Here is an 18,726-nt window from a genome sequence, read left to right on the forward strand (position 1 = left end):
GTCTGAGAATGACTAGAGCCCGCGGTCACATGCTCCGCAGGCTCTGCACTGCAAGGGAAACCAAACTGCAACTTGCGGCGAGCCTAGCATGCAGGCGGCCGAAAGCAACAGAGGTCAAGATCACTTCACCCGAATGTTTGAACGCGACTTCGGTCTCCCTGACGCCGGGGGTCGGCGCCCGGAGCCCGTGGGACGAGGGCTAGCCTCACGATGTGGACAATTCTCGCACCCGGCCGCGCGTCGGCCACATCCAGTTCCTGAACTGCCTGCCCCTGTACTGGGGGCTCGCGAGAACGGGCACGCTCCTCGACTTCGAGCTGACCAAGGACACCCCGGAGAAGCTCAGCGAGCAGCTGGTGCGAGGGGACCTCGACATCGGCCCGATCACCCTGGTCGAGTTCCTCAGGCACACCGACCGGCTCGTCGCCTTCCCCGACATCGCCGTCGGCTGCGACGGCCCGGTGATGTCCTGCGTGATCGTGTCGCAGCGGCCGCTGGAGCAGCTGGACGGCGCCCGGGTCGCCCTCGGCTCCACCTCACGCACCTCCGTGCGCCTGGCCCAGCTGCTGCTGGCCGATCGCTACGGCGTCCGGCCCGACTACTACAGCTGCCCGCCCGACCTGAGCCTGATGATGCAGGAGGCCGAGGCGGCCGTCCTCATCGGCGACGCGGCGCTGCGCGCCAACATGCTCGACGGCCCCCGCTTCGGCCTGGAGGTGCACGACCTGGGCACCCTGTGGAAGGAGTGGACGGGCCTGCCGTTCGTCTTCGCAGTCTGGGCCGCCCGGCGCGACTACGCCGAACGCGAGCCTGTGATCACCCGCCAGGTGCACGAGGCCTTCCTCGCCTCCCGCAACCTCTCCCTGGAGGAGGTCGGCAAGGTCGCCGAGCAGGCGGCCCGCTGGGAGGACTTCGACGAGCGGACCCTCGCCCAGTACTTCACCACCCTCGACTTCCGACTCGGCACCCGGCAGCTGGCGGCGGTCGCGGAGTTCGCCCGCCGGGTCGGCCCGACGACCGGCTTCCCGGCGGACGTGACGGTGGACCTGCTCCGTCCCTGAGCCCTGAGCCTTCAGCCCTGGGACTCCTCCTGGGGCCTCGGAGGCTCGGGGCCCCGACGCCTCGGGGGCCGCAGCAGGTGCCCCGCCACTACGCTGCTGCCTGTCACGGCGTCACGGGGGATTACGGGGATACGGGGAGGGTGGACGCCCATGCAGCCGCTCGACAGCGACGAACCCACGGTCCTCGGGCCCTACCGGCTGCTCGGCCGGCTCGGCTCGGGCGGCATGGGCCGGGTCTACCTGGGCCGCAGCGCCGGGGGCCGCACCGTCGCGGTGAAGATCGTGCACCCGCACTTCGCGCTCGACGAGGAGTTCCGGGCCCGCTTCCGCCGCGAGGTCGAGGCCGCGCGCCGGGTTGGCGGCGCCTGGACCGCGCCGGTCCTGGACGCCGACCCGGAGGCGCGGGTGCCCTGGGTGGCCACGGCGTACGCCGCAGGACCCTCCCTGACCTCGGCGGTCGCGGACACCGGCGCGCTGCCCGAGCACACCGTACGGGCGCTGGGCGCGGGCCTCGGCGAGGCGCTGGCGGCCGTGCACGAGCTGGGCCTGGTCCACCGTGACGTGAAACCGTCCAACGTGCTGCTCACCCTCGACGGCCCCCTGCTGATCGACTTCGGCATCGCCCGCGCCACCGACGGCACGGCCTCCCTGACCTCGACCGGCGTGTCGATCGGCTCGCCCGGCTACATGGCACCCGAGCAGATCCTCGGCAAGGGCGTCACGGGCGCCGCGGACGTGTTCTCCCTGGGCGCCGTGCTGGCCTTCGCGGCGACCGGCGAGCCCCCGTTCCCCGGCGACTCCTCGGCGGCGCTGCTGTACAAGGTGGTCCACGAGCAGCCGGAGCTGGGCGCCCTGACCGGCGAGGTACGGGACCTGGTGGCGGAATGCCTGGCCAAGGACCCGGCCGCGCGCCCGGCCCCGGCGGAGCTCGCCCGCCGACTCGCGCCCGCGGGTGCGGCCCGCCTCGTCACGGGCGGCTGGCTGCCGGGCCCGCTGGTGGAGCAGGTCAGCCGCAGCGCCGTACAGCTGCTGAACCTGGAGACGACGGGGGAGGGCCCCGCACCGTCCGGCCCGATGGGCTTCAGCAGCCCGGCGGTGACCGCGGAGGACACTCCGGGTGGTCGGGGTGCCGGTGCTCCGGCGGCGGGCGGTTCTCAGGGTGCTCCGGCGGGGGATGGTTTCCCGGGTGGTTCGGGGCTCGGTCCGGCGCCGGGCGGTTTTCCGGGCGGTTCGGGTGCCGGTGCTCCGGCGGCAGGCGGCTTCGGGCCGCCCCCGGCAATGCCGCCACGGGAACCCGTCTCCGCGCCGTCCCACTCCGTCCCGTCCTCCTCCGTCCCGTCCTCCTCCGTGCCGTCCTCCTCCGTGCCGTCCTCCTCCGTGCCGTCCTCCTCCGTCCACGCCCCCCGGAACGCCCACCCGCACGAGCTAGCGCACCGGTACGAGCCGACCCAGCCCTCGGGCCGACGCCCCGGCAGGGTCTCCGTCTCCGTCGCAGCGACCTCGACACCCGAGGGGACCGGCGGCCGGGCCCGGCGGCTGAGCTGCACTGTGGCCCTCGCCGTCGCCGGGGCACTGGCCGCGGTGACGGTCAGCTCGGTGTTCGTCCTCGACCTGCTGCCGGGTGGCCAAGGCGGCGACGGGAACGACACCGGTACGCCCCCCGCCGCCACGGAACCCGGCGCCGACACCGGCGAGGACTCCGTGCCCGCCGCCTACCTCGGCACCTGGGAGGGCCAGGGCACCGCCCTGAACGGCAGGCTGCCGCTGGGCACCTTCCGCATCACCGTCGAGCGCGCCGACCCGGGGGACGAGCTGGGCCGACTCCACCAGACCGACGCGCTCGGCGGCGTCTGCGTCGACGTACTGACCCTGAAGCAGGTGACGGACAAGGAGCTCGTCGCCAGGTCCGTGGGCGCCGAGACCAACCACAGCGGCTGCAACCCGGCCCCCACGACCGTCCGCCTCACCCCGGTCGGCGACGACCTGAAGTACACCTCGGAGAGCGAGGAATCGGGCCGCCCGGAGGCCCGCCTGTCGAGGGTCGGCTGACCGGCCGCCCCCGCGGCCCGGGGCACGGACCGGGGCACTCACCCCGGCACCACGACCGTCCGCAGCTCACCGTCCCCGAGGTGCAGCATGCCCTTGCCGGGGCTGACCTGGCCGCCGACCATGCTGCGGGACAGGCGCAGCCCGATGAGGTCGCCGCTGGAGGACTCCTGCGGGGAGAGCAGGATGCCGCGGCGGGCCTTCTTGGCGTCCACCTGCCAGCCGGAGAAGCCGCTGCACACGTCCTCCTCGTCACCGGCGATGACGAGGGCGAGGCCGCGTTCGGCGCCGCGCGAGACGATCTTCTTCAGGTGCTTCTCGGCGTCGCAGTCCTCCAGGATCTCGGCGTCGTCGACGAGCACGGCGACCGGCTCCTCACGTGAAGGCGAAGCCTCGTCGATGAGCTCCTCGAAGTCGTCCTCGTCGATGTCGTCGCCGGTGAACACCTTCAGCACGCCGTCGGTGCCGTCGAGGGAACGCAGCGGAGACTGCCGGGGTGCGGCGACGACCAGCCGGGTGCCTTGCGCCAGCAGCGAGTGGGCGATGTTCATCAGGACCGTCGAGCGGCCGGACTTGGCGGGACCGCCGATGACGAACGTCGGGACGCCCTCCGCGAGATCGGGGCCGAACCCGACGATCTCGTCGCCGCCGATACCGGCCAGCGCCCACAGCCTGGAGCCGGACGCCTCCGGGTCGCGCATCTCCCAGGCCTCCGCGAAGGAGATGCGGCTGGGCAGGCTGTCCACCCGGAACGGGCGCCGGACGCGCGGCACCTCGGTATCGCGGGCCGCGGCGGACTCGCCGATTGCGGTCAGCGCCGCCGCCTGCCCCTGACCGGTGGTGTCCTCGGCGAGCAGCGCGAACTGCGTCTCCGTACCGGCCTCGTTGCGGAAGCCGCGGCCCGGCGGGATCTCCTCGGGCACCTTGCGGGCCGGGATGCCGAGCGAGGAGAAGTCGCTGCGGTCGGCGAGGCGCAGTCCGTACTTGTCCTCAGTGAGCGTTGCGATCCGGCCGACCAGCAGCGTGCGGTCGCCGGTCAGGACCAGGTGGATGCCGACGCTGGCGCCCTCGCGCATCATCGTCTGCAGCTCGTCCGTGAGTGAGCCGTGGTCGATCTCGCCGAGGGTGGGCACCCAGCCCTCCCAGCGGTCCAGCAGCACCACGATGTGCGGCAGTCGCTCGTCCTCGGCGACCGCGGCACGCTGCTCACCGATGTCGGCGAAGCCCTTCTCGGCCAGCAGATCCTGACGCCGCGACAGCTCGCCCTTGAGCCGGTTGACCAGCCGCACCACGCGCTCGGTCTGGTTGCGGCCGACGACCGCGCCGCAGTGCGGCAGCCGGGTCAGCGCGTTCAGGGCGCCGTTGCCGCAGTCGATGCCGTAGAGGTGGACGTCGGCGGTGGAGTGGGTACGGGCGAGGGAACCCGCGATGGTGCGCAGCACCTGGGAACGGCCGCTGCGCGGCGCACCGCCGATCATCAGGTGCCCGAACGAGGAGAAGTCCACCACGACCGGGCGGCGAGCCTGGTCGGAGGGCAGATCCTCGATGCCGTACGGCGCGGGTGGCAGCTTGCCCGGCGCGGGGACGGGCGAGGGCACCTCGATGTCGTCCAGCAGCAGCGTCTCGTCCAGCGCCGGCAGCCAGGGGCTGTGCTGGGCAGGGATGGCGAGCGCCCGGTTGGCGTCGCGCACGGCGTCCACCAAGACCTTCAGGTCGGTGATCTCGTCGTCCTCGCGGGCCTCGGTCTTCGGCTTGGCCAGGGCCGCCCGGCCCAGATCCTCCCAGGACAGCGGCCCTACCCAGGGCGCCAGCGCGGCCGGGTCCGCGGCACCCGGCCGGCGGCCACCGACCCGCCCCGACTGGAACGGGACGAGCGAGGCGTGCCCGAGCCGGGCGTAGGCACGGCCCGGCGTGCTCTTCGCGATGTGCCCGGCCTCCGGCGAGTCGATGACGTCGGTCGACTCTCCGGCGTCGGTGACGCGCAGTGCGATGCGGAGGTTGGTGTTGGCACGGATCTCTGGGGAGACGACGCCGCTGGGCCGCTGTGTGGCGAGCAGCAGATGGATCCCGAGGGACCGCCCTCGCTGGGCGATGTTGACCAGCCCGGTCACGAAGTCCGGCAGATCCCGCACCATCGACGCGAACTCGTCGATGACGATGAGCAGCCGGGGCACCGGAGCGTGCGACGGATCCCGCCGCACCAGATCCTGGTAGTCCTCGATGTCCTTGGCGTCGGCGGCGGCGAGGATGTGCTCACGCCGCTTCAGCTCGGCGCCCAGCGACTCCAGCGCGCGCTCCACGAGATGGGCGTCGAGGTCCGTCACCATGCCGACCGTGTGCGGCAGCTTCACACAGTCCTTGAACGCCGAGCCGCCCTTGTAGTCGACGAGCACGAACGTCATGTTCTCGGGGGTGTTGGCGACGGCCAGCGCGGCCACGATGGTCTGCAGCAGCTCCGACTTGCCGGAACCGGTGGTACCGGCGATCAGACCGTGCGGCCCGTCCTTGCGCATGTCGATCCCGAACGGGCCGTCGTACGACTCGCCGATCACCGCGAGTGTCGACTGTCCGCCCGTCCGCCACCGGGCCGCGATCGCCTCGCTCGTCGGCGGCTCCAGCTGCAGGACGTCCAGCAGCCGGCTGGAACCGGGCAGCGCCGAGTCCTCCGTCTCCCCGCTGATGTCGCGCAGCGGGGAGAGCGACCGGGCGATCCGCAGACACCAGGCACCCGTGACGAAGTCGGGCCGCACACCGGTGAGCCGCTCCGCCCCGGCCTCCTCCACCCGCAGCCGCAGCTTCTGCCGCTCCCGCTCCGGTTCCGGGCGCTGCGGCTGCCGGCCGCCGGTGTGCCAGGCCTGGAAGGACGGGAACCCCCCGGCGACCTGCTGTGCCTCCCGCACCTGAGGAGTCCGGTCGGTCTCCTCGGCCTGGGGCTCGGCGACGACGAACGCCTGGCACTCGCCGGGCAGAAACCGCTCTTCGGCATCGAGGCACACCGCAAACATGGACACGGCCGGACCCTCGCGCAGCAGCCGCACCACACCCGGCAGCGACCGCAATCGCCGCGACCCGTCCCATACGACGACGATGTCCGGGTCGCTGAACGAGGTGCCCTGCGACCGGTTCTCCTCGGCGGCCTTCTTCCGCGCGTCGAGGATCTGCGTCAGCTCGCCGATCCGGGCGCCGACGGTCTCGGCGTCGGTGCCGATCAGCACGTTCACGTCCTGCCCGCCGGACGGGCGGGCGTGCGGCAGCCACCGCACCCAGTCCCAGGACTCCTGCGCGGAGTTCTCGCTCAGCACATAGAACTGCACGTCCATCGGGCTGTGCAGCGCGGCCGTTTGGGCGACGGCCCACCGCCCGAGTGCGCGCGCCGAGTCCCCCGGCCCGGCGACCCCGATGACCCCGAGCCCGCGCAGGGAGAGGGCGACCGGCGCGTCCTCGATCCTCCAGGTCACTTCACGGCGATGGTCGTCCTGCTCGGGATCGTCGAGCACGACCTCCGAGGGCAGCCGCCCGGTGCCGAACCGCAGCAGCAGGTGATCCGGGTCGGTGCGCCGCCGCTCCCACAACCGGGTTCGCGGCCCGGTCCCGACGGACAGCACGGTCGCGGGATCCGGAACGGCATGCCGCCGGTCGTTCCGCTCGACGACCAGCGCGTCCTGCGCGTCCTGCTCGATCCGCGCCTTCTGTTCCTTGTACTCCCTGACCTGCTTGGCGTGCGACTTGCGGCCGTGCTTCTTGTCGTTGAAGTACTGCGCGAAGAGGATGAACGGACTCAGGCCCGCGATGATCAGGTAGTACCAGCGCTGGAAGATCATCGCGGACACCACCGCACCGACCAGCGGTGTCAGCGCCATCAGCCAGGGCAGCGGCCGCGCCTCGAACTCACGCGGCGACGACGGCAACCGGAACTTCGTCTGCCGCTCCGGCGGCCGCAGCCGCGGCGGGCGGTTGTAGTCCAGCCCGATCCCGTCGTCCGACCACTTGAGCGCGGCGTCGGGCGGGGAGTACCGGGCGAGCTCGACGAGACTGTTCCCGACGGCGACCTGCGCACCGAGCGGCCAGGCGGAGCTGTCGCCGCCACCACTGCCCCGGCCCGCGCCGCTGCCGGTGCTGCTCCCACCCCTCTTCTTCTCCTTCTTCTTTCCCTTCGTCTCCTTCTCCTCCTTGCCTCCGACGGACTCGCCGTCGAGGGTGACGGTCTCCTTGTCGGAGTGCACGGTGAGCCGGCAGGTCCCGTCGGTGGCCACGGCGAGGGTGAGTGCGCGCTCGTCCAGTTCGGGATCGTCGATACGGATGTACGAGGCGGCCCCGCTGCCGATGTCGTACTTGCCGACCCCGAGCCGGTGCACGAACCCGGCGCCCGGTCCCCCGACGACCCGCACCTCCACCAGCCCGCTCGGCTCCCCGGGCAGGCATCCGCCGGGATCCTGCAGACTGACGACGGCGCCGTCGCGCAGCGGCGACCCGATGACGGTGGCGGAGGGGTCGACCGCGTACCCGTCGACGTAGACCAGGGGCGCGTTGCCGGCGGGGACACCGCCGCCGCGCCGCTGCTGCCCGATGGGGATCACCTGCGCACCGCCCGCGGCGCCGACCTGCCGGGCCAACTCCGCGGAGATGTCCCCCACGGTGGACTCAGGATCGGCGTCGAGCACGACGTCGGCGGTGCCCCCGCCGAACGGGTCGACGACGGTCAGAGTCAGGCGCACGCTTGTCCTCCCCAGGCCCCCGTGGCCGCTTCCGCAATGCGGCCGCACAGTCGAAGCGACGATATCCGCTGGGCGTCGGGGCGGGGCAATGGGGAGGCGGCATGACGTTCGTTCCCGAAGGCAACGCGAGGGCGGGTCCTGTGACGGCTCCGCGACCGCACGCTGACGCGGTGGGGATGTGACACCACAAGCCACCCCCGTAAGCTGCTGCCACAAGAACGGACGATCACACCGGCGGTCACGTGCGCCCAGCGGGCCCGTTGCGCCGGGCCGGTCCGGTCCGCAAACAGGGAGCCACGGGGGTTGGCCCTGCGGCGTGTTGAGAGGGAGCGGCTTCATGGCCAAGGACCTTGACATCACATATCAGGACATGCGGGAAGCTGCCAAGCATGTCGTGAAGGAGAAGGAGAAGCTCCAGGAGAAGCTCGACGGCCTCCGCAAGTACATCAGCAACCTGGTCCAGTCCGGCTACGTCACGAAGAGCTCGTCCAAGGCCTTCGACGAGAACTTCGACGAGTTCACCAACGGTGCCAAGACCACGCTGGACGGCCTGGACGGCATGGGCGACTACCTGACCACGGCCGCCGACAAGTTCGAGCAGATCGACGACGAACTGGCGAAGCAGGCGCGCAGCAAGTAGGCCGCGCGGCAGCAGCCGGAAGCGGTCTGTGGGCGGCCGGCACGGGTGCCGACCACCCACAGACCGCGAGAGGCGATCCGTACCCACGACTGCGGCGCACCCGCGGCCATGCACCGCTATCGTGCGGCAGTGACTGGTTCCGCAGAGCGCCCCCTTCTCTTTCTCGACGTTGACGGACCACTCATCCCGTTCGGTGCACCGGCGCACGAGCGGAAGCCGGTACGCCGGGAATTCCGAATGGGACACGAGTCCTCGAGTGCGGCATCGAACCCACTTCTCGACAGACTCAGTCCCGATCACGGAGCCAGACTGGCGGCCCTTCCGTGCGACCTGGTCTGGGCAACCACGTGGATGGCTGACGCGAACTCGTGCATTGCACCACGACTCGGGCTGCCCGAGCTGCCCGTCGTGGAGTGGCCGGTCCCGTCCGAGGAGGAGGAACGAGACGTGCGTGCGGGGCTGCACTGGAAGACGCGTCCGCTCCTCGAGTGGGCGGGACGAAGGGCGTTCGCCTGGGTTGACGACGAGATCACCGACAGAGACCGGGCGTGGATCGCCACGCGCCGTGGAGACCGGGCACTGCTAGTTCGAGTCGATCCTCGTCACGGGCTGACCGACGCGGATTTCGTCGTCCTGGACGACTGGTTGCGCAGCTTGTGAGGCGTGGCGTCGAGCAGTCCGCCGCTCTTCCCGGGGCCGTCGTGTGGTGGGAAGAGGTCCTGCACCTGCCAGTTGGCGACCGCCAGGAGCAGGGAGTACGGCCAGTAGCCGGGCCAGCAGGGCCCAACCCGCTGCGATCCGCGCCGCGCTCAGCCGTGCCACGGGGGTCTGCAGAAGGCCGCCGATGGGTATCGCGAGCAGCGCCCAGATGATGCCGATGGCTTCGAGAGCCCGATCCTCGGCATGGACCTTGTCGTAGAGGGCCGGTGATGCGGGCAGGTCGAAGGGCTCGGCTGCGAGGGCCAGGGCCAGGGCCAGGAGGCCAGGGCAAGTACCAGTGAGGTGCCTCCGGCCGCCGGCCGGCGCTGATCAGGTCGTGTGGGTCGGCGAGAGTCTCACCGCTCGAGTCCGCCCCCGGCGGCGCCGGTCAGTGAGCCGTCCCGGGAAGCCGGAGCGTCCGCGCGAAGTCGTCCAGTGCCTCCATCGCCGCGGCGATCACTTCCGGATCGTCGTGGTGGCCACGGAACAGAACATCGGGGAGGCCGGGCGGGGTGTGCCAATGGTACGTCACCGAGGTCATCATGATGGTGCTGTCCGCAGGGTAGGAGCGGGTGACCCGGACCCCGTCCGCGCCCAGGTGCGGAGATTCGAACGGCACGCTGCCGGTTCGCTGCTGCCATTCGGGGATGTCCGGGTGCGGCGCTGTGAGCGCCGTGACTCCCTCGCAGGAGGCCGCGTCACGGGCCTCGCAGTGGAGGCGGGTGGCGTGCATCACCAGCGGCATGTACGTCAGTGGAACGGGGTGGTAGATGAACGCCTCGTCGGCCTGGAGTTTGTCTCGGAGGGTGGTGATCGTCTGCTCGTAGAAACTCTTGTGGAATCGTCGGAGTTTGCGGGTGAGTTCGATGTCGTGTGCGGCGGCCAGGTCGGCCAGGGATGCGTCCAGCCATTCCTTAAAGGTCTTCTTGTCCATCTGGAGCCAGAGATAGCCCCAAAGGCCCTTATTGGCATCCGTGTCGATGTGAAGAGCGCCGAGTTCGGTGCTCCACAGGGTGCCTTCGGACATGAGTGGTCTCTTTCTTCGGGGGGCACGGCAGGGGGGAGCCTTCAGGCATAGCTCCAGCGGAAGGTGCCCATCACGGCATCGAACAACTCCACGAGGGTGTCGTAGAAAGTGGGATCCGAGCCGGGCGCGATCAGGGCGCTGAAGGAGAAGGTGAGGTACTGGTCGGGGACGCTGTCCGGGACGGGAACGAAGTACTCGACCCGGCGGTGAGCGACGTCGACGCCCTTGGCGGCGTCGGCGGGTACGTCTCGCTCCGAGCGCAGGGCCGCGGTGTCGTCGAGCTCCCGCGACTCCGCACCGGGCGTGACGGACGCGAGCGCGGCCAGGACCACGTCCGGGCCGCTGTTAGGCCTGACCCGCGGAATCTCGATCGGCTCGGAGGCCACGATCGAGACGGGCAGCGCGACGCCGTGGAGTCGTTCCGTGGGGAGGTAGAGGGTCATTCCCCCCTTGGCCCTGGCCCGGCGGATGACCTTCTGCATCTCCTGAGTGAGCTTCAGCCGGGCCTTCGGAATGTCGTCCTTGGGAAAGCCGACGGGCAGTTGTGCGACGGCCTTGCGGACGATGCGGTCCACCGCTTCCTTGGTGCCCATACGTAGTGGAATTACGTCCCAGCCAGGTGGCGGCACGAGGTTGAAGCCGTTCGGGGCTCGACGGTGCTCAGCGGTGGCCATTGCGCCCCCGCGTCACTTCCACGGCATAGGCAACGCCCACGAAGAACGCCCACGCCGGGGCGGCGATGATGCCCGGCCAGAAGCCGAGCATCAAAGAAGGCAGGAAGAAGCCGCCACCCATAGCGAGATCTCGTGTGAGGTAGGGCGGACGGCCTGCATATCGGGGGTACTTCGCGAAGACCCAGACATAATGGAGGAGGCAGCCGATGATCCCGGCCTCATAGACGTAAAGAACGTCGTTCCTCAGGAATTCTGGCACGAGGATCATGATTCCGATCACCGGAAAAGCCAGCGGCATTCCGATGAACAAAGTCAGCCTGAGACGCCGGTTAGGGCCAGTGCCGAGTCCCGTGCGGGCGGCTTCGGCTCCGACAATGCGTTGCGCCGAGTGCAGATCCATGATCGTTCCTCACCAGTGAGTGTCGGGGGCGGGCTTCAGGGTGTTGTCCTTCCAGTCGGAGTAGCCCTCGTTGTATGGTTTTTCACCGGTCCCGAGGTTCTCGTGGGTCCAGCTTGTCATGTCGCTCTTGCCGAGGACCTTGTCCACGATGTCCATCCCCATGCCGGTCCATGCGATGCCGAGGCCCACCTGGTAGGACTTGTACGCACGGTCCGCGGCGGCCCCGGCAGCCTCCGGGAAGGCGGCCTTATTCGCCTTCAGCATCTTGGCCATGCCGGCCATTTCCTTATCACCGAGGTGCAACAGGGTCGACAGGGGGCTGACCCGTAGAGGCCCCTTGACCACCAGGCCGACGTTCTGGGAGATGGACTTGCGTATGCCGTTACGGGCCGCACCGATTACCTGTCGCCCCGCCCCTGCCGGCATTCTGGACATCAGCCGTCCCATGTCGTCCATGATGCCCTTGACGCCCCTGAGCCCTCGGCTCAGGCCAGCGGTCCGGGCGGCCTGAGCGGCGCCCACGGTGGCCTTGGCGCCAGTGGCGAGCTTCGCGGCGGTCCCGAGGCCACCCACGACGAGTAGCCCACCCACGACGTCGAAGATGACATCCGTCCAGGTGGCGTCGCCGGATGCCACCAGCAGGAGTCTGAGCCCGATCGTGAGCGCCGCGATGCCAAGGACGAGCAGGTTCAGACCGGGAATGGCGAGCGCCAGAAAGCCCGCGAACGTCGCGACCCAGCCGAGAACATCGATGAACGCCTTGATCCCGTCCGCATGGTCATGGACCCAGCCCTTGACGTCGTCCCACAACGAGTCCTCGATCACGTCGTCGATCTCGTCGCGGATCTTCCCGGCATAGTGGCTGGCGCGGGTACTCCGGTCGCCGGTGAGGGTGTGCAGGCGGGTTCGGTGCGGCTGGAGGGGGTCGTCGGCGGAACTGGTGCCGCTGGGAGGCGCGTGGGGGACGTCCTTGTCCTCCGAGGCGGCCTTCTTGGCCTTGTCGGCCTCGACCTCCTCCTGCTTCTCCTTGGCCTGGCGCAGGAGTTTGTCGGCGTCGCTCTGGAAGTCCTCCAGCTCGTTCGACCACTTGGTCAGATGGCCGTGCACGCGCTCGTACCGCCCGGCCACCTCCCGCATGTGCTTCTCCAGCGTGGACGACTGGTCGCGCAGGGCCTTTACGTACTTGCCCTTGAGGGTCTCGTCGTCGCTGATCGCCTTGAGATTCTTGGCCTGGTCCCGGAGCTTCTTGGCGACCGAGACCATGTGCTTGACCTCGGCTCGGATCTCCTCCGGATCGCCGGGGACGGGGTCGGATTCGCACAGCGGCTGCCAGTCCACCGGACGGCGCTTGGATGTCGGTGTCATGGCGTCACTTCTTCTGCTTCTTCTTGTTCGCCTTGGCCAGCTCGTCGTCGAGATCCTCGAACGCCTTCTTGCTGCCGGCCACGAGCTTGCCGACCGATTCGATCGACTCGATGAGTCTGGTGCGGTAGTCGTCCCAGTTGTCGACGAAGTCCTCCATGGCTCCGGCGACGGCCCCGGACCCCCAGTGCTCCTTCATGTCGTCCCGGCGGTTCTCGATGTCCTCGAAGGTCTTCTTGAGCTGGCTGAGCTTGCGCTCGCAGTCTGCGAGGAAGGCGAAGTCGACCGTCAGGTCCGGGTCTGCCACTGATGAGTCTCCCTGTGCATGTGGTGTGGCGAATCTATGATCACCGGTTTACGGCCTGGATCTCCTGGACTGTCACCGCCTGGTCGTTCCCGAATGTCCCGTCGGGCAGGTCGCCGCCCGTGCCGCCCGTGCCTTCCCAGGTGATGTCCCACGTGATGGTGGCCTGCAGCTTGAAGGTGCCTTCGCCGGAGGAGCGCAGGTACCTGACGCCGCATGGCGGGGTCTCGTCGGCCTTGCCGTCGGCGTAGGGCTCGCCGATCGAGACGCCGTCGGTGTTGATCGTGCACTCGCCGGAGGAGGGGTAGGTCTCGGCGTCGGCGGTGCCGGGCTCCAGCTTCAGAGAGACCGGCTTGGCCGTTGTCGTCGCTTGGATGTCAAGCCCGCCCACGTCCAGCGAGGCGGTCACGGAGACCTCCTTGAAGGTTGCCTCGTCGAGCCAGACCCAGGTCGGAAGGTTGACCTTGGTGGCTGCGTCGGGGGCGAGAGCTACTTCGGTGGGGGGTAGTTGAACGCGGTTGTAGGCGAGTTCGGCGAGAATCTGCGGCGTGATGGCGTTCTCTACGGGCGGGGCATCGCCGTTCTCCACCCAGAACGGCGGCATGTCGCACACCTGGGCCTCCGGTTCCATCCAGCGGTCCTTGTCACGGACCGCGACCCACCAGTAGCCCTCGTCCGCCTTCTCGAGGTTGTAGTTCTCGTACTCGCTGTCCTTGTACCTGTCGCGGAACTCGCCGACGGTCGTCTTGGCATAGCCGTGCTGCCCGGGCGTATTGACCGTTTCCGAATAGGCGGCTTCTACGTACTCCGAGAACTCCTCCGCCGAGCGTGGTTCGTACCAGCAGGCCGGCGGGCTCCAGTTTCCCGCGGGCTTGAGACTTCGCGAGGCGCTGTCGCCCCTGCCGACCGTGCTGCCGGTGTAACGGACCGTGGACGCGATACTTCGTCCGGACTGAGTGCCGCTCGTTTCCGTTGAATCGCCTTGTGACCGGCCGCCTCCGCGCTCGGCGTACGCAATGGCAGGGATGAGGGCCATGGCGGTCGCAGCTAAAGCCGCCAGGAGGACACCGCGCCGCTGAGTCACGGAGTGCACTTCGCGTTGCCCCTCTCCGAGAGGAGGCTGGAGGTCTGCCAGACCCCGTCCTGGTTCTTCTCCACCCGGGTGTTGTATGCGACGTACGCGTCGTCGGTCACAGCGTTCTGGTCGGCCTTGCCGGTTTTGCGGTCCTTGTCGAAGGCCTTGGTCTCGTCGGCGCAGTAGGCGAAGGCGGCAGTGTCCTTGTCGACCATCACGAGGTCGGGCTTGTAGAAGCGCACGGTGCCGGTGATCGACTTGCCGTCGTCCACGTAGCCCTGGACCCACTCGGCGACCCCGACGAGGGCTTCCCCTTTGTAGTAGAGGCCGAGGGTTTCGGCATCGGGGTCCCCAGCTGCTATGGCTGCGTCGGTTGCGTTGATGCGCTGCTTGACGTCTGCCAGGACGGCGTCCTTGCCAGGGTCTCCGATCGTCCAGCCGTCGAAGACGTTCTTGACGTCGCCGGGCAGCGAGATCCTAGGGCGCTCCGGCGAGGGCGCGGTGCGTGGCGAAGGGCTGCTAGCCTCACCGCCCTGATCGGCGCCGGCAATCTTGTCGTTGTCCCCTGCCTTGTCGTCTCCGCTGCTGCAGGCCGTCAACAGGAGGGCTGCCGTTGCCGTGAGTGCGGCGGCAACGGGCAAAGATCGGCGCTTCACTGTGGACTCCCCGTGAGACAAAGATTCAGTCGAGAGCTCTGACGGTATCGGTGGGGTTCCTGGTTTCACCAGAGCGAACTGGCCTGAGAACATGGGCAATTGGTGTGTACGGGGGTGTTGTCCACCTGCTCTGCGACGTGATCGTGCCCATATAGGTGACGGTCCCCGACGCCGTCGTGTCGTGCCTCCGGGCCGCCGATCGTGGGCTGTGTGGGTTCAGCGCTGCGGCCTGGTGCGCCTCCGGCAGGTACAGGGTGGGTCCTTGTGCAGGGTGCAGGGTGCCGGTGTGGCCGGGGGCCGCCCTTTTGCGACACTCTTTGAACGCGCTAGCGAAGGTCACGGCGGAGGGCTGAGCAGTTCACCGTCAGGCCCCCGCTTGGCTGCGATGGGTGTGCCGTGGACGCCGCCGGAGTAGGTGCCTTGCCCGGCTCTGCTACCCCCGGTCCGGTGAGGCCGCATCGCCCAGGACCTCGTGGGTCGGCGAAGGGCGCCTCACCGGCATCAGTTGACTCGCGGCGATGAGAAGAAGGCCGACGAGCACGAAGGCGTTCATTCCGAAGAAGCGCAGGTCCCAGGAAGCTCCCGGCAGGACGTCGAAGTAGAAAAGACCGGGGAGCAAGGGCGACAGGCCCATGGCCAGAACACCGAGACCGTAGAGCTTGGGCCTGCGCACGTGGCCGCGCGCCAGGGGCGGGATCCATCCGGTCCGGAGCGTGATGATGCCGACCGTGACCGCCAATGCGCTCAGGAGCATTCCCGCTCCCACCACCCATGCCATGGGCTGCTCCTTCTCTTGCTCGACCAGACGGCCGGAACCGCTGAAACACCTTGCGGGGCCCTCATGATCGTCGCCCTTGACCGGGTCCGGGACCATGCCGAGTCCCGGCAGCCTTCACTACGTCGCGACTGCCGTCACCGTGCCAGACAGCCGCATCTGCGTGGGAGTGCGGGGCAGCGGCCCGCCGCTCAAGCCGTGGGGGACTGCCATCTACGGGGTCTCAGCGGTTGATGGCCTGGATCTCCTGGACGATGACTTGCTGGTCGTTGCCGAAGGTGCCGTCTGGCAGGTCGCCACCTGCGCCACCCGTGCCTTCCCAGGTGATGTCCCAGGTGACGGTTGCCTGGAGGTTGTAGCCGGCGTCTCCGGAGGCTCTGAGGTACTTGAGGCCGCAGGACGGGGTCTCGTCGGCCTTGCCGTCGGCATAGGGCTCGCCGATCGAGCCGTCGTCGCTGATCGTGCATTCGCCGGAGGCGGGGTAGGTCTCGGCGTCGTTGGTGCCGGGTTCCAGTTTCAGGGAGACGGGCTTGGCGGTGGTGGTCGCCGAGATGTTCACCCCGCCGGCATTGAGGGAGGCGGTGACCGAGACTTCCTTGAAGGTGGCCTTGTCGAGCCAGGCCCAGGTCGGGAGGTTCACCTTGGTTGCCTGCTGCGGGCGGAGGGTGACTTCGGTGCCCGGCACCTTGATCCTGTTGTAAGCGAGCTGTGCCAGGATCTCCGGCGTGATGGCGTTCTCCACCTGGGGCGCGTCACCGTTGTCCACCCAGAATGTCGGTTCCTCGCAGGCGAATGCGGCCGGGTCTCCCTCCTCTGCTCGGCGCTCGTCCCGGACCATCTCCCACCACATGCCCTCGCCGGACTTCTCCTTGTTGAAGTCGTCGTAGGGTTCGCCATTGATGTAGCGGTCCTGGTCCATCGCGTGGGCCTCGCCGGCCCCGCTGAAGTGCGGCACGTCCCAGCGCCGCCGGAACTCCTCCTCGAACTCCTCGGGCGTCCACCTCGGCTCGTACCAGCAGGCGGGAGGATCCCAATCTCCCACTGGAGCGACGGGGCCGGTGGCTCCCCCGGATCCGTTCTTCGAGTCGTCGTACTGAACGACGCTGGCATGGATGTTGTTGCCGTCCGCACCGCCGGATGGTGTGGCGGGCGGATTCTCGGTCGCCCCGCCCGATCCTCGGCTGCCTCCCGCCCATGCGGACTGGGGCACGAGGGAGAGCGCGACGGCTGCGGCCAGGGTTGGCCACACTATGGAGGCTCGCCGGACTACTGGCACTGCGAAGCCCCCCTCTTCGAGAACACATCGGTGGTCTGCCAGACACCCTTGTCGTTCTTCGCCAGCCGGGTGGTGTAGAAGACCAGGGAATCGACGGGGTTGTCGACCTCACCCGAAGTCTTTCCCGTCTTGAGGTCCTTGTTGTACGCCTTGGATTCGTCCGAGCAGTACGAGAGCGTGGCCCTGTCCTCGCCCTCGACGGAGACCTTGTGGTCGTAGTAGCGGACGGTTCCGGTCCAGGTGATGCCGTCGTCGAAGAATCCCTGGACCCACACGGCAGCCGAGCGGGCGGCCTTGCCGGTGGAGTAGAAGCCGAACGAGGGTCGCTCGAGAGAGCGGGTGTGGATGGCCTCGTCGAGTGAGTTGATGCGTCCCTGGCTGTCGCGGAGGATCGCATCCTTGACGGGGTCGCCGGTCTCGCCGCCCTCGAAGACGTTCGTCATGTCCTTCGGCAGCTTGATCGTGGGCCGGTCGGCTCCGGCCGGTGCACTGGCGCTGGGACTTGCTGACGCGGTGGTGTCACCGGTCTCGGCTCCCGCGATCTTGTCGTTGTCGCCGGCCTTGTCGTCCTCGTTGCCGCAGGCCGTCAGCAGCAGGGCTGCCGCTGCCGTGAGTGCGGCGGCAACGGGCAAAGATCGGCGCTTCACTGTGGACTCCCCGTGAGACAAAGATTCAGTCGAGAGCTATGACGGTATCGGTGGGGTTCCTGGTTTCGCCAGAGCGAACTGACCCGGGAACCGGGGCAATTCGGGTGTCCGGGGGCGTTGGCGAAGCGCTCTGCGACGTGATTGTGGCCATACGGATGGGCGCCCCGGATGCGTCGTGCCAGTGCGTCCGGGGCCGGGTGTCAGGGGTGGGTCTGCCTGCCGCCTGCTGTCTACTGCGTTTGCGTGGTGCACCTCCGGCAGTTGCAAGGCGGGTGCGCCGTTGCGCAGGGTGCCGGTGAGGTGAGGGGGCTGGTGTGGGGCCCGGTGGTGGCCTCGTCGTCGGGCGGTGTGGCTTCGGCTTCCGCCCTGTCGGCGTGGAGGGTGAGCCTTGAATGGTGGCGGGCGGACTCGATGAGGTCCAGCGGGTCGGTCATGGGCGGGTAGTGCGGGGCGCAGTCCGGGCAGGCGTAGATGTTGAAGCCGGGGCCCGTGGCGGCGTGCACCTCGTGGACCACGACCGGTTCGTCCGTCATGCGCTCGCAGCGGGTGCACATGCGCAGTGCCGGGCGGCGGCTCATCGGGCGGCCGCCTTGACGCGTGCGCCGTGGAGTTCGGCGGGAGTTAAGACGTAGGGGCGTACGAGACGGGATGCGGTGCCGTCGAGGAGCTCGGTGAAGCGGGGTGGCGGTGGTGGGGTGGGGGTGAACCGGAGGGGCGGCAGGGCGCCTGCGCGGTGTCGGCCCCGTGGGCGTGGGGTGGCGAGACTCAGCGCCCGGGCGAGGGCGCGGAGGGTAAGGTCCAGCATGTTGACGCTCCTGTGCAGCGTTGGCCATGCCCCGGGACGGCCACCACCGTCGCCGGGGTCTTCTTTCGTCGAGTAAGCCTACATTGCTGCGCATGTCAGTGCATAGCAGTGCGCAGCAATGCGTCTATTGCTGCAGCTCAGAGCTGTTTTACCGTGGTTCTTATGGCAGCAGACACAGGCGATTCGCCGATCGATCCAAACAAGATCGCGTACGTCTATATGCAGGTGGCCGACCACATTGCTGCCCGAATCGCGTCGGGTCACCTGAGGCCAGGGGCTCGGTTGCCTGGTGAGCGGGACCTGGGTGTCGAATACGGGGTTGCCTACCTGACCGCCCGTCGTGCCGTCCGTGAACTCCGCGAACGCGGCCTCGTGGTCACGCTGCCCGCGAAGGGCACCTTCGTCGCGTACCCCGCCGATGGTGACGACGCGGCAGACGGTGATCAGGAGAGCTGACGGAGGGGGCGCGGCGCGGGGTGGGCGGAACGCCGACGTGATGCGGTGGCTGCTGTTCAGCGTGCCGGGTGCCGGCGGTGGCTGTGGCGACTGGGTTTCGGAGGGCGG

The 18,726-nt window shown here is 69.1% G+C and carries 17 protein-coding genes; 5 read left to right on the forward strand and 12 right to left on the reverse strand.

Annotated features, from left to right (window positions below; translation table 11 throughout):
- Positions 1-212 precede the first annotated feature (212 nt).
- The gene (locus V5O46_RS14890) at positions 213-1,061 is read left to right on the forward strand and encodes a menaquinone biosynthetic enzyme MqnA/MqnD family protein (RefSeq protein WP_332885063.1); all 849 of its coding nucleotides are present in this window, start codon (positions 213-215) and stop codon (positions 1,059-1,061) included.
- 150 nt (positions 1,062-1,211) lie between these two features.
- Positions 1,212-3,110, forward strand: coding sequence for a serine/threonine-protein kinase (locus V5O46_RS14895; RefSeq protein WP_332885064.1), 1,899 nt, complete (start codon positions 1,212-1,214; stop codon positions 3,108-3,110).
- A gap of 38 nt (positions 3,111-3,148) precedes the next feature.
- Here the strand turns inward: V5O46_RS14895 and V5O46_RS14900 are convergent, their stop codons facing one another.
- On the reverse strand, positions 3,149-7,822 hold the full coding sequence (locus tag V5O46_RS14900; protein WP_332885065.1) for an FtsK/SpoIIIE domain-containing protein: 4,674 nt from the start codon (positions 7,820-7,822) through the stop codon (positions 3,149-3,151).
- 337 nt (positions 7,823-8,159) lie between these two features.
- Here V5O46_RS14900 and V5O46_RS14905 point away from each other — a divergent pair, with 337 nt between their 5' ends.
- Together V5O46_RS14905 and V5O46_RS14910 are read left to right on the forward strand one after the other, a co-directional pair.
- The gene (locus tag V5O46_RS14905) at positions 8,160-8,462 is read left to right on the forward strand and encodes a WXG100 family type VII secretion target (protein ID WP_332885066.1); all 303 of its coding nucleotides are present in this window, start codon (positions 8,160-8,162) and stop codon (positions 8,460-8,462) included.
- A gap of 129 nt (positions 8,463-8,591) precedes the next feature.
- Positions 8,592-9,122 carry an HAD domain-containing protein gene (locus V5O46_RS14910; RefSeq protein ID WP_332885067.1) on the forward strand — a complete coding sequence of 177 codons (531 nt, stop codon included), beginning with the start codon at positions 8,592-8,594 and terminating at the stop codon, positions 9,120-9,122.
- A 427-nt stretch (positions 9,123-9,549) separates the two neighbouring features.
- Here the strand turns inward: V5O46_RS14910 and V5O46_RS14915 are convergent, their stop codons facing one another.
- From V5O46_RS14915 to V5O46_RS14965, 11 genes are all read right to left on the reverse strand, one after another.
- A complete protein-coding gene (locus V5O46_RS14915) occupies positions 9,550-10,188 on the reverse strand; it encodes a hypothetical protein (protein WP_332885068.1) in 639 nt (212 codons plus the stop codon).
- A gap of 41 nt (positions 10,189-10,229) precedes the next feature.
- Positions 10,230-10,781 carry a hypothetical protein gene (locus V5O46_RS14920; protein ID WP_332885069.1) on the reverse strand — a complete coding sequence of 184 codons (552 nt, stop codon included), beginning with the start codon at positions 10,779-10,781 and terminating at the stop codon, positions 10,230-10,232.
- Between the two features lie 67 nt (positions 10,782-10,848).
- Entirely contained in the window at positions 10,849-11,262 is a 414-nt protein-coding gene (locus tag V5O46_RS14925) for a hypothetical protein (protein WP_332885070.1), read from the reverse strand.
- 9 nt (positions 11,263-11,271) lie between these two features.
- On the reverse strand, positions 11,272-12,627 hold the full coding sequence (locus V5O46_RS14930; protein ID WP_332885071.1) for an AAA family ATPase: 1,356 nt from the start codon (positions 12,625-12,627) through the stop codon (positions 11,272-11,274).
- A gap of 4 nt (positions 12,628-12,631) precedes the next feature.
- On the reverse strand, positions 12,632-12,931 hold the full coding sequence (locus tag V5O46_RS14935; protein ID WP_332885072.1) for a hypothetical protein: 300 nt from the start codon (positions 12,929-12,931) through the stop codon (positions 12,632-12,634).
- A gap of 40 nt (positions 12,932-12,971) precedes the next feature.
- A complete protein-coding gene (locus V5O46_RS14940) occupies positions 12,972-14,012 on the reverse strand; it encodes a hypothetical protein (protein WP_408648996.1) in 1,041 nt (346 codons plus the stop codon).
- A complete protein-coding gene (locus V5O46_RS14945) occupies positions 14,009-14,659 on the reverse strand; it encodes a hypothetical protein (RefSeq protein ID WP_332885073.1) in 651 nt (216 codons plus the stop codon). Before V5O46_RS14945 ends, V5O46_RS14940 begins: the two co-directional genes overlap by 4 nt.
- A gap of 433 nt (positions 14,660-15,092) precedes the next feature.
- Positions 15,093-15,437, reverse strand: a complete 345-nt coding sequence (locus tag V5O46_RS14950; RefSeq protein ID WP_332885074.1) for a hypothetical protein — start codon at positions 15,435-15,437, stop codon at positions 15,093-15,095.
- Between the two features lie 220 nt (positions 15,438-15,657).
- Positions 15,658-16,644 (reverse strand): hypothetical protein, encoded by a 987-nt coding sequence (locus tag V5O46_RS14955; RefSeq protein WP_332885075.1) that lies wholly within the window; start codon positions 16,642-16,644, stop codon positions 15,658-15,660.
- A gap of 56 nt (positions 16,645-16,700) precedes the next feature.
- Positions 16,701-17,357 carry a hypothetical protein gene (locus V5O46_RS14960; RefSeq protein ID WP_332885076.1) on the reverse strand — a complete coding sequence of 219 codons (657 nt, stop codon included), beginning with the start codon at positions 17,355-17,357 and terminating at the stop codon, positions 16,701-16,703.
- A 230-nt stretch (positions 17,358-17,587) separates the two neighbouring features.
- Positions 17,588-17,935: a hypothetical protein gene (locus V5O46_RS14965; protein WP_332885077.1), complete on the reverse strand. Its 348-nt coding sequence runs from the start codon at positions 17,933-17,935 to the stop codon at positions 17,588-17,590.
- A gap of 389 nt (positions 17,936-18,324) precedes the next feature.
- Here V5O46_RS14965 and V5O46_RS14970 point away from each other — a divergent pair, with 389 nt between their 5' ends.
- On the forward strand, positions 18,325-18,618 hold the full coding sequence (locus V5O46_RS14970) for a GntR family transcriptional regulator (RefSeq protein WP_332885078.1): 294 nt from the start codon (positions 18,325-18,327) through the stop codon (positions 18,616-18,618).
- Positions 18,619-18,726: the final 108 nt, after the last annotated feature.

This window comes from Streptomyces poriticola (genome assembly GCF_036689765.1).
GTDB lineage: Bacteria > Actinomycetota > Actinomycetes > Streptomycetales > Streptomycetaceae > Streptomyces > Streptomyces poriticola.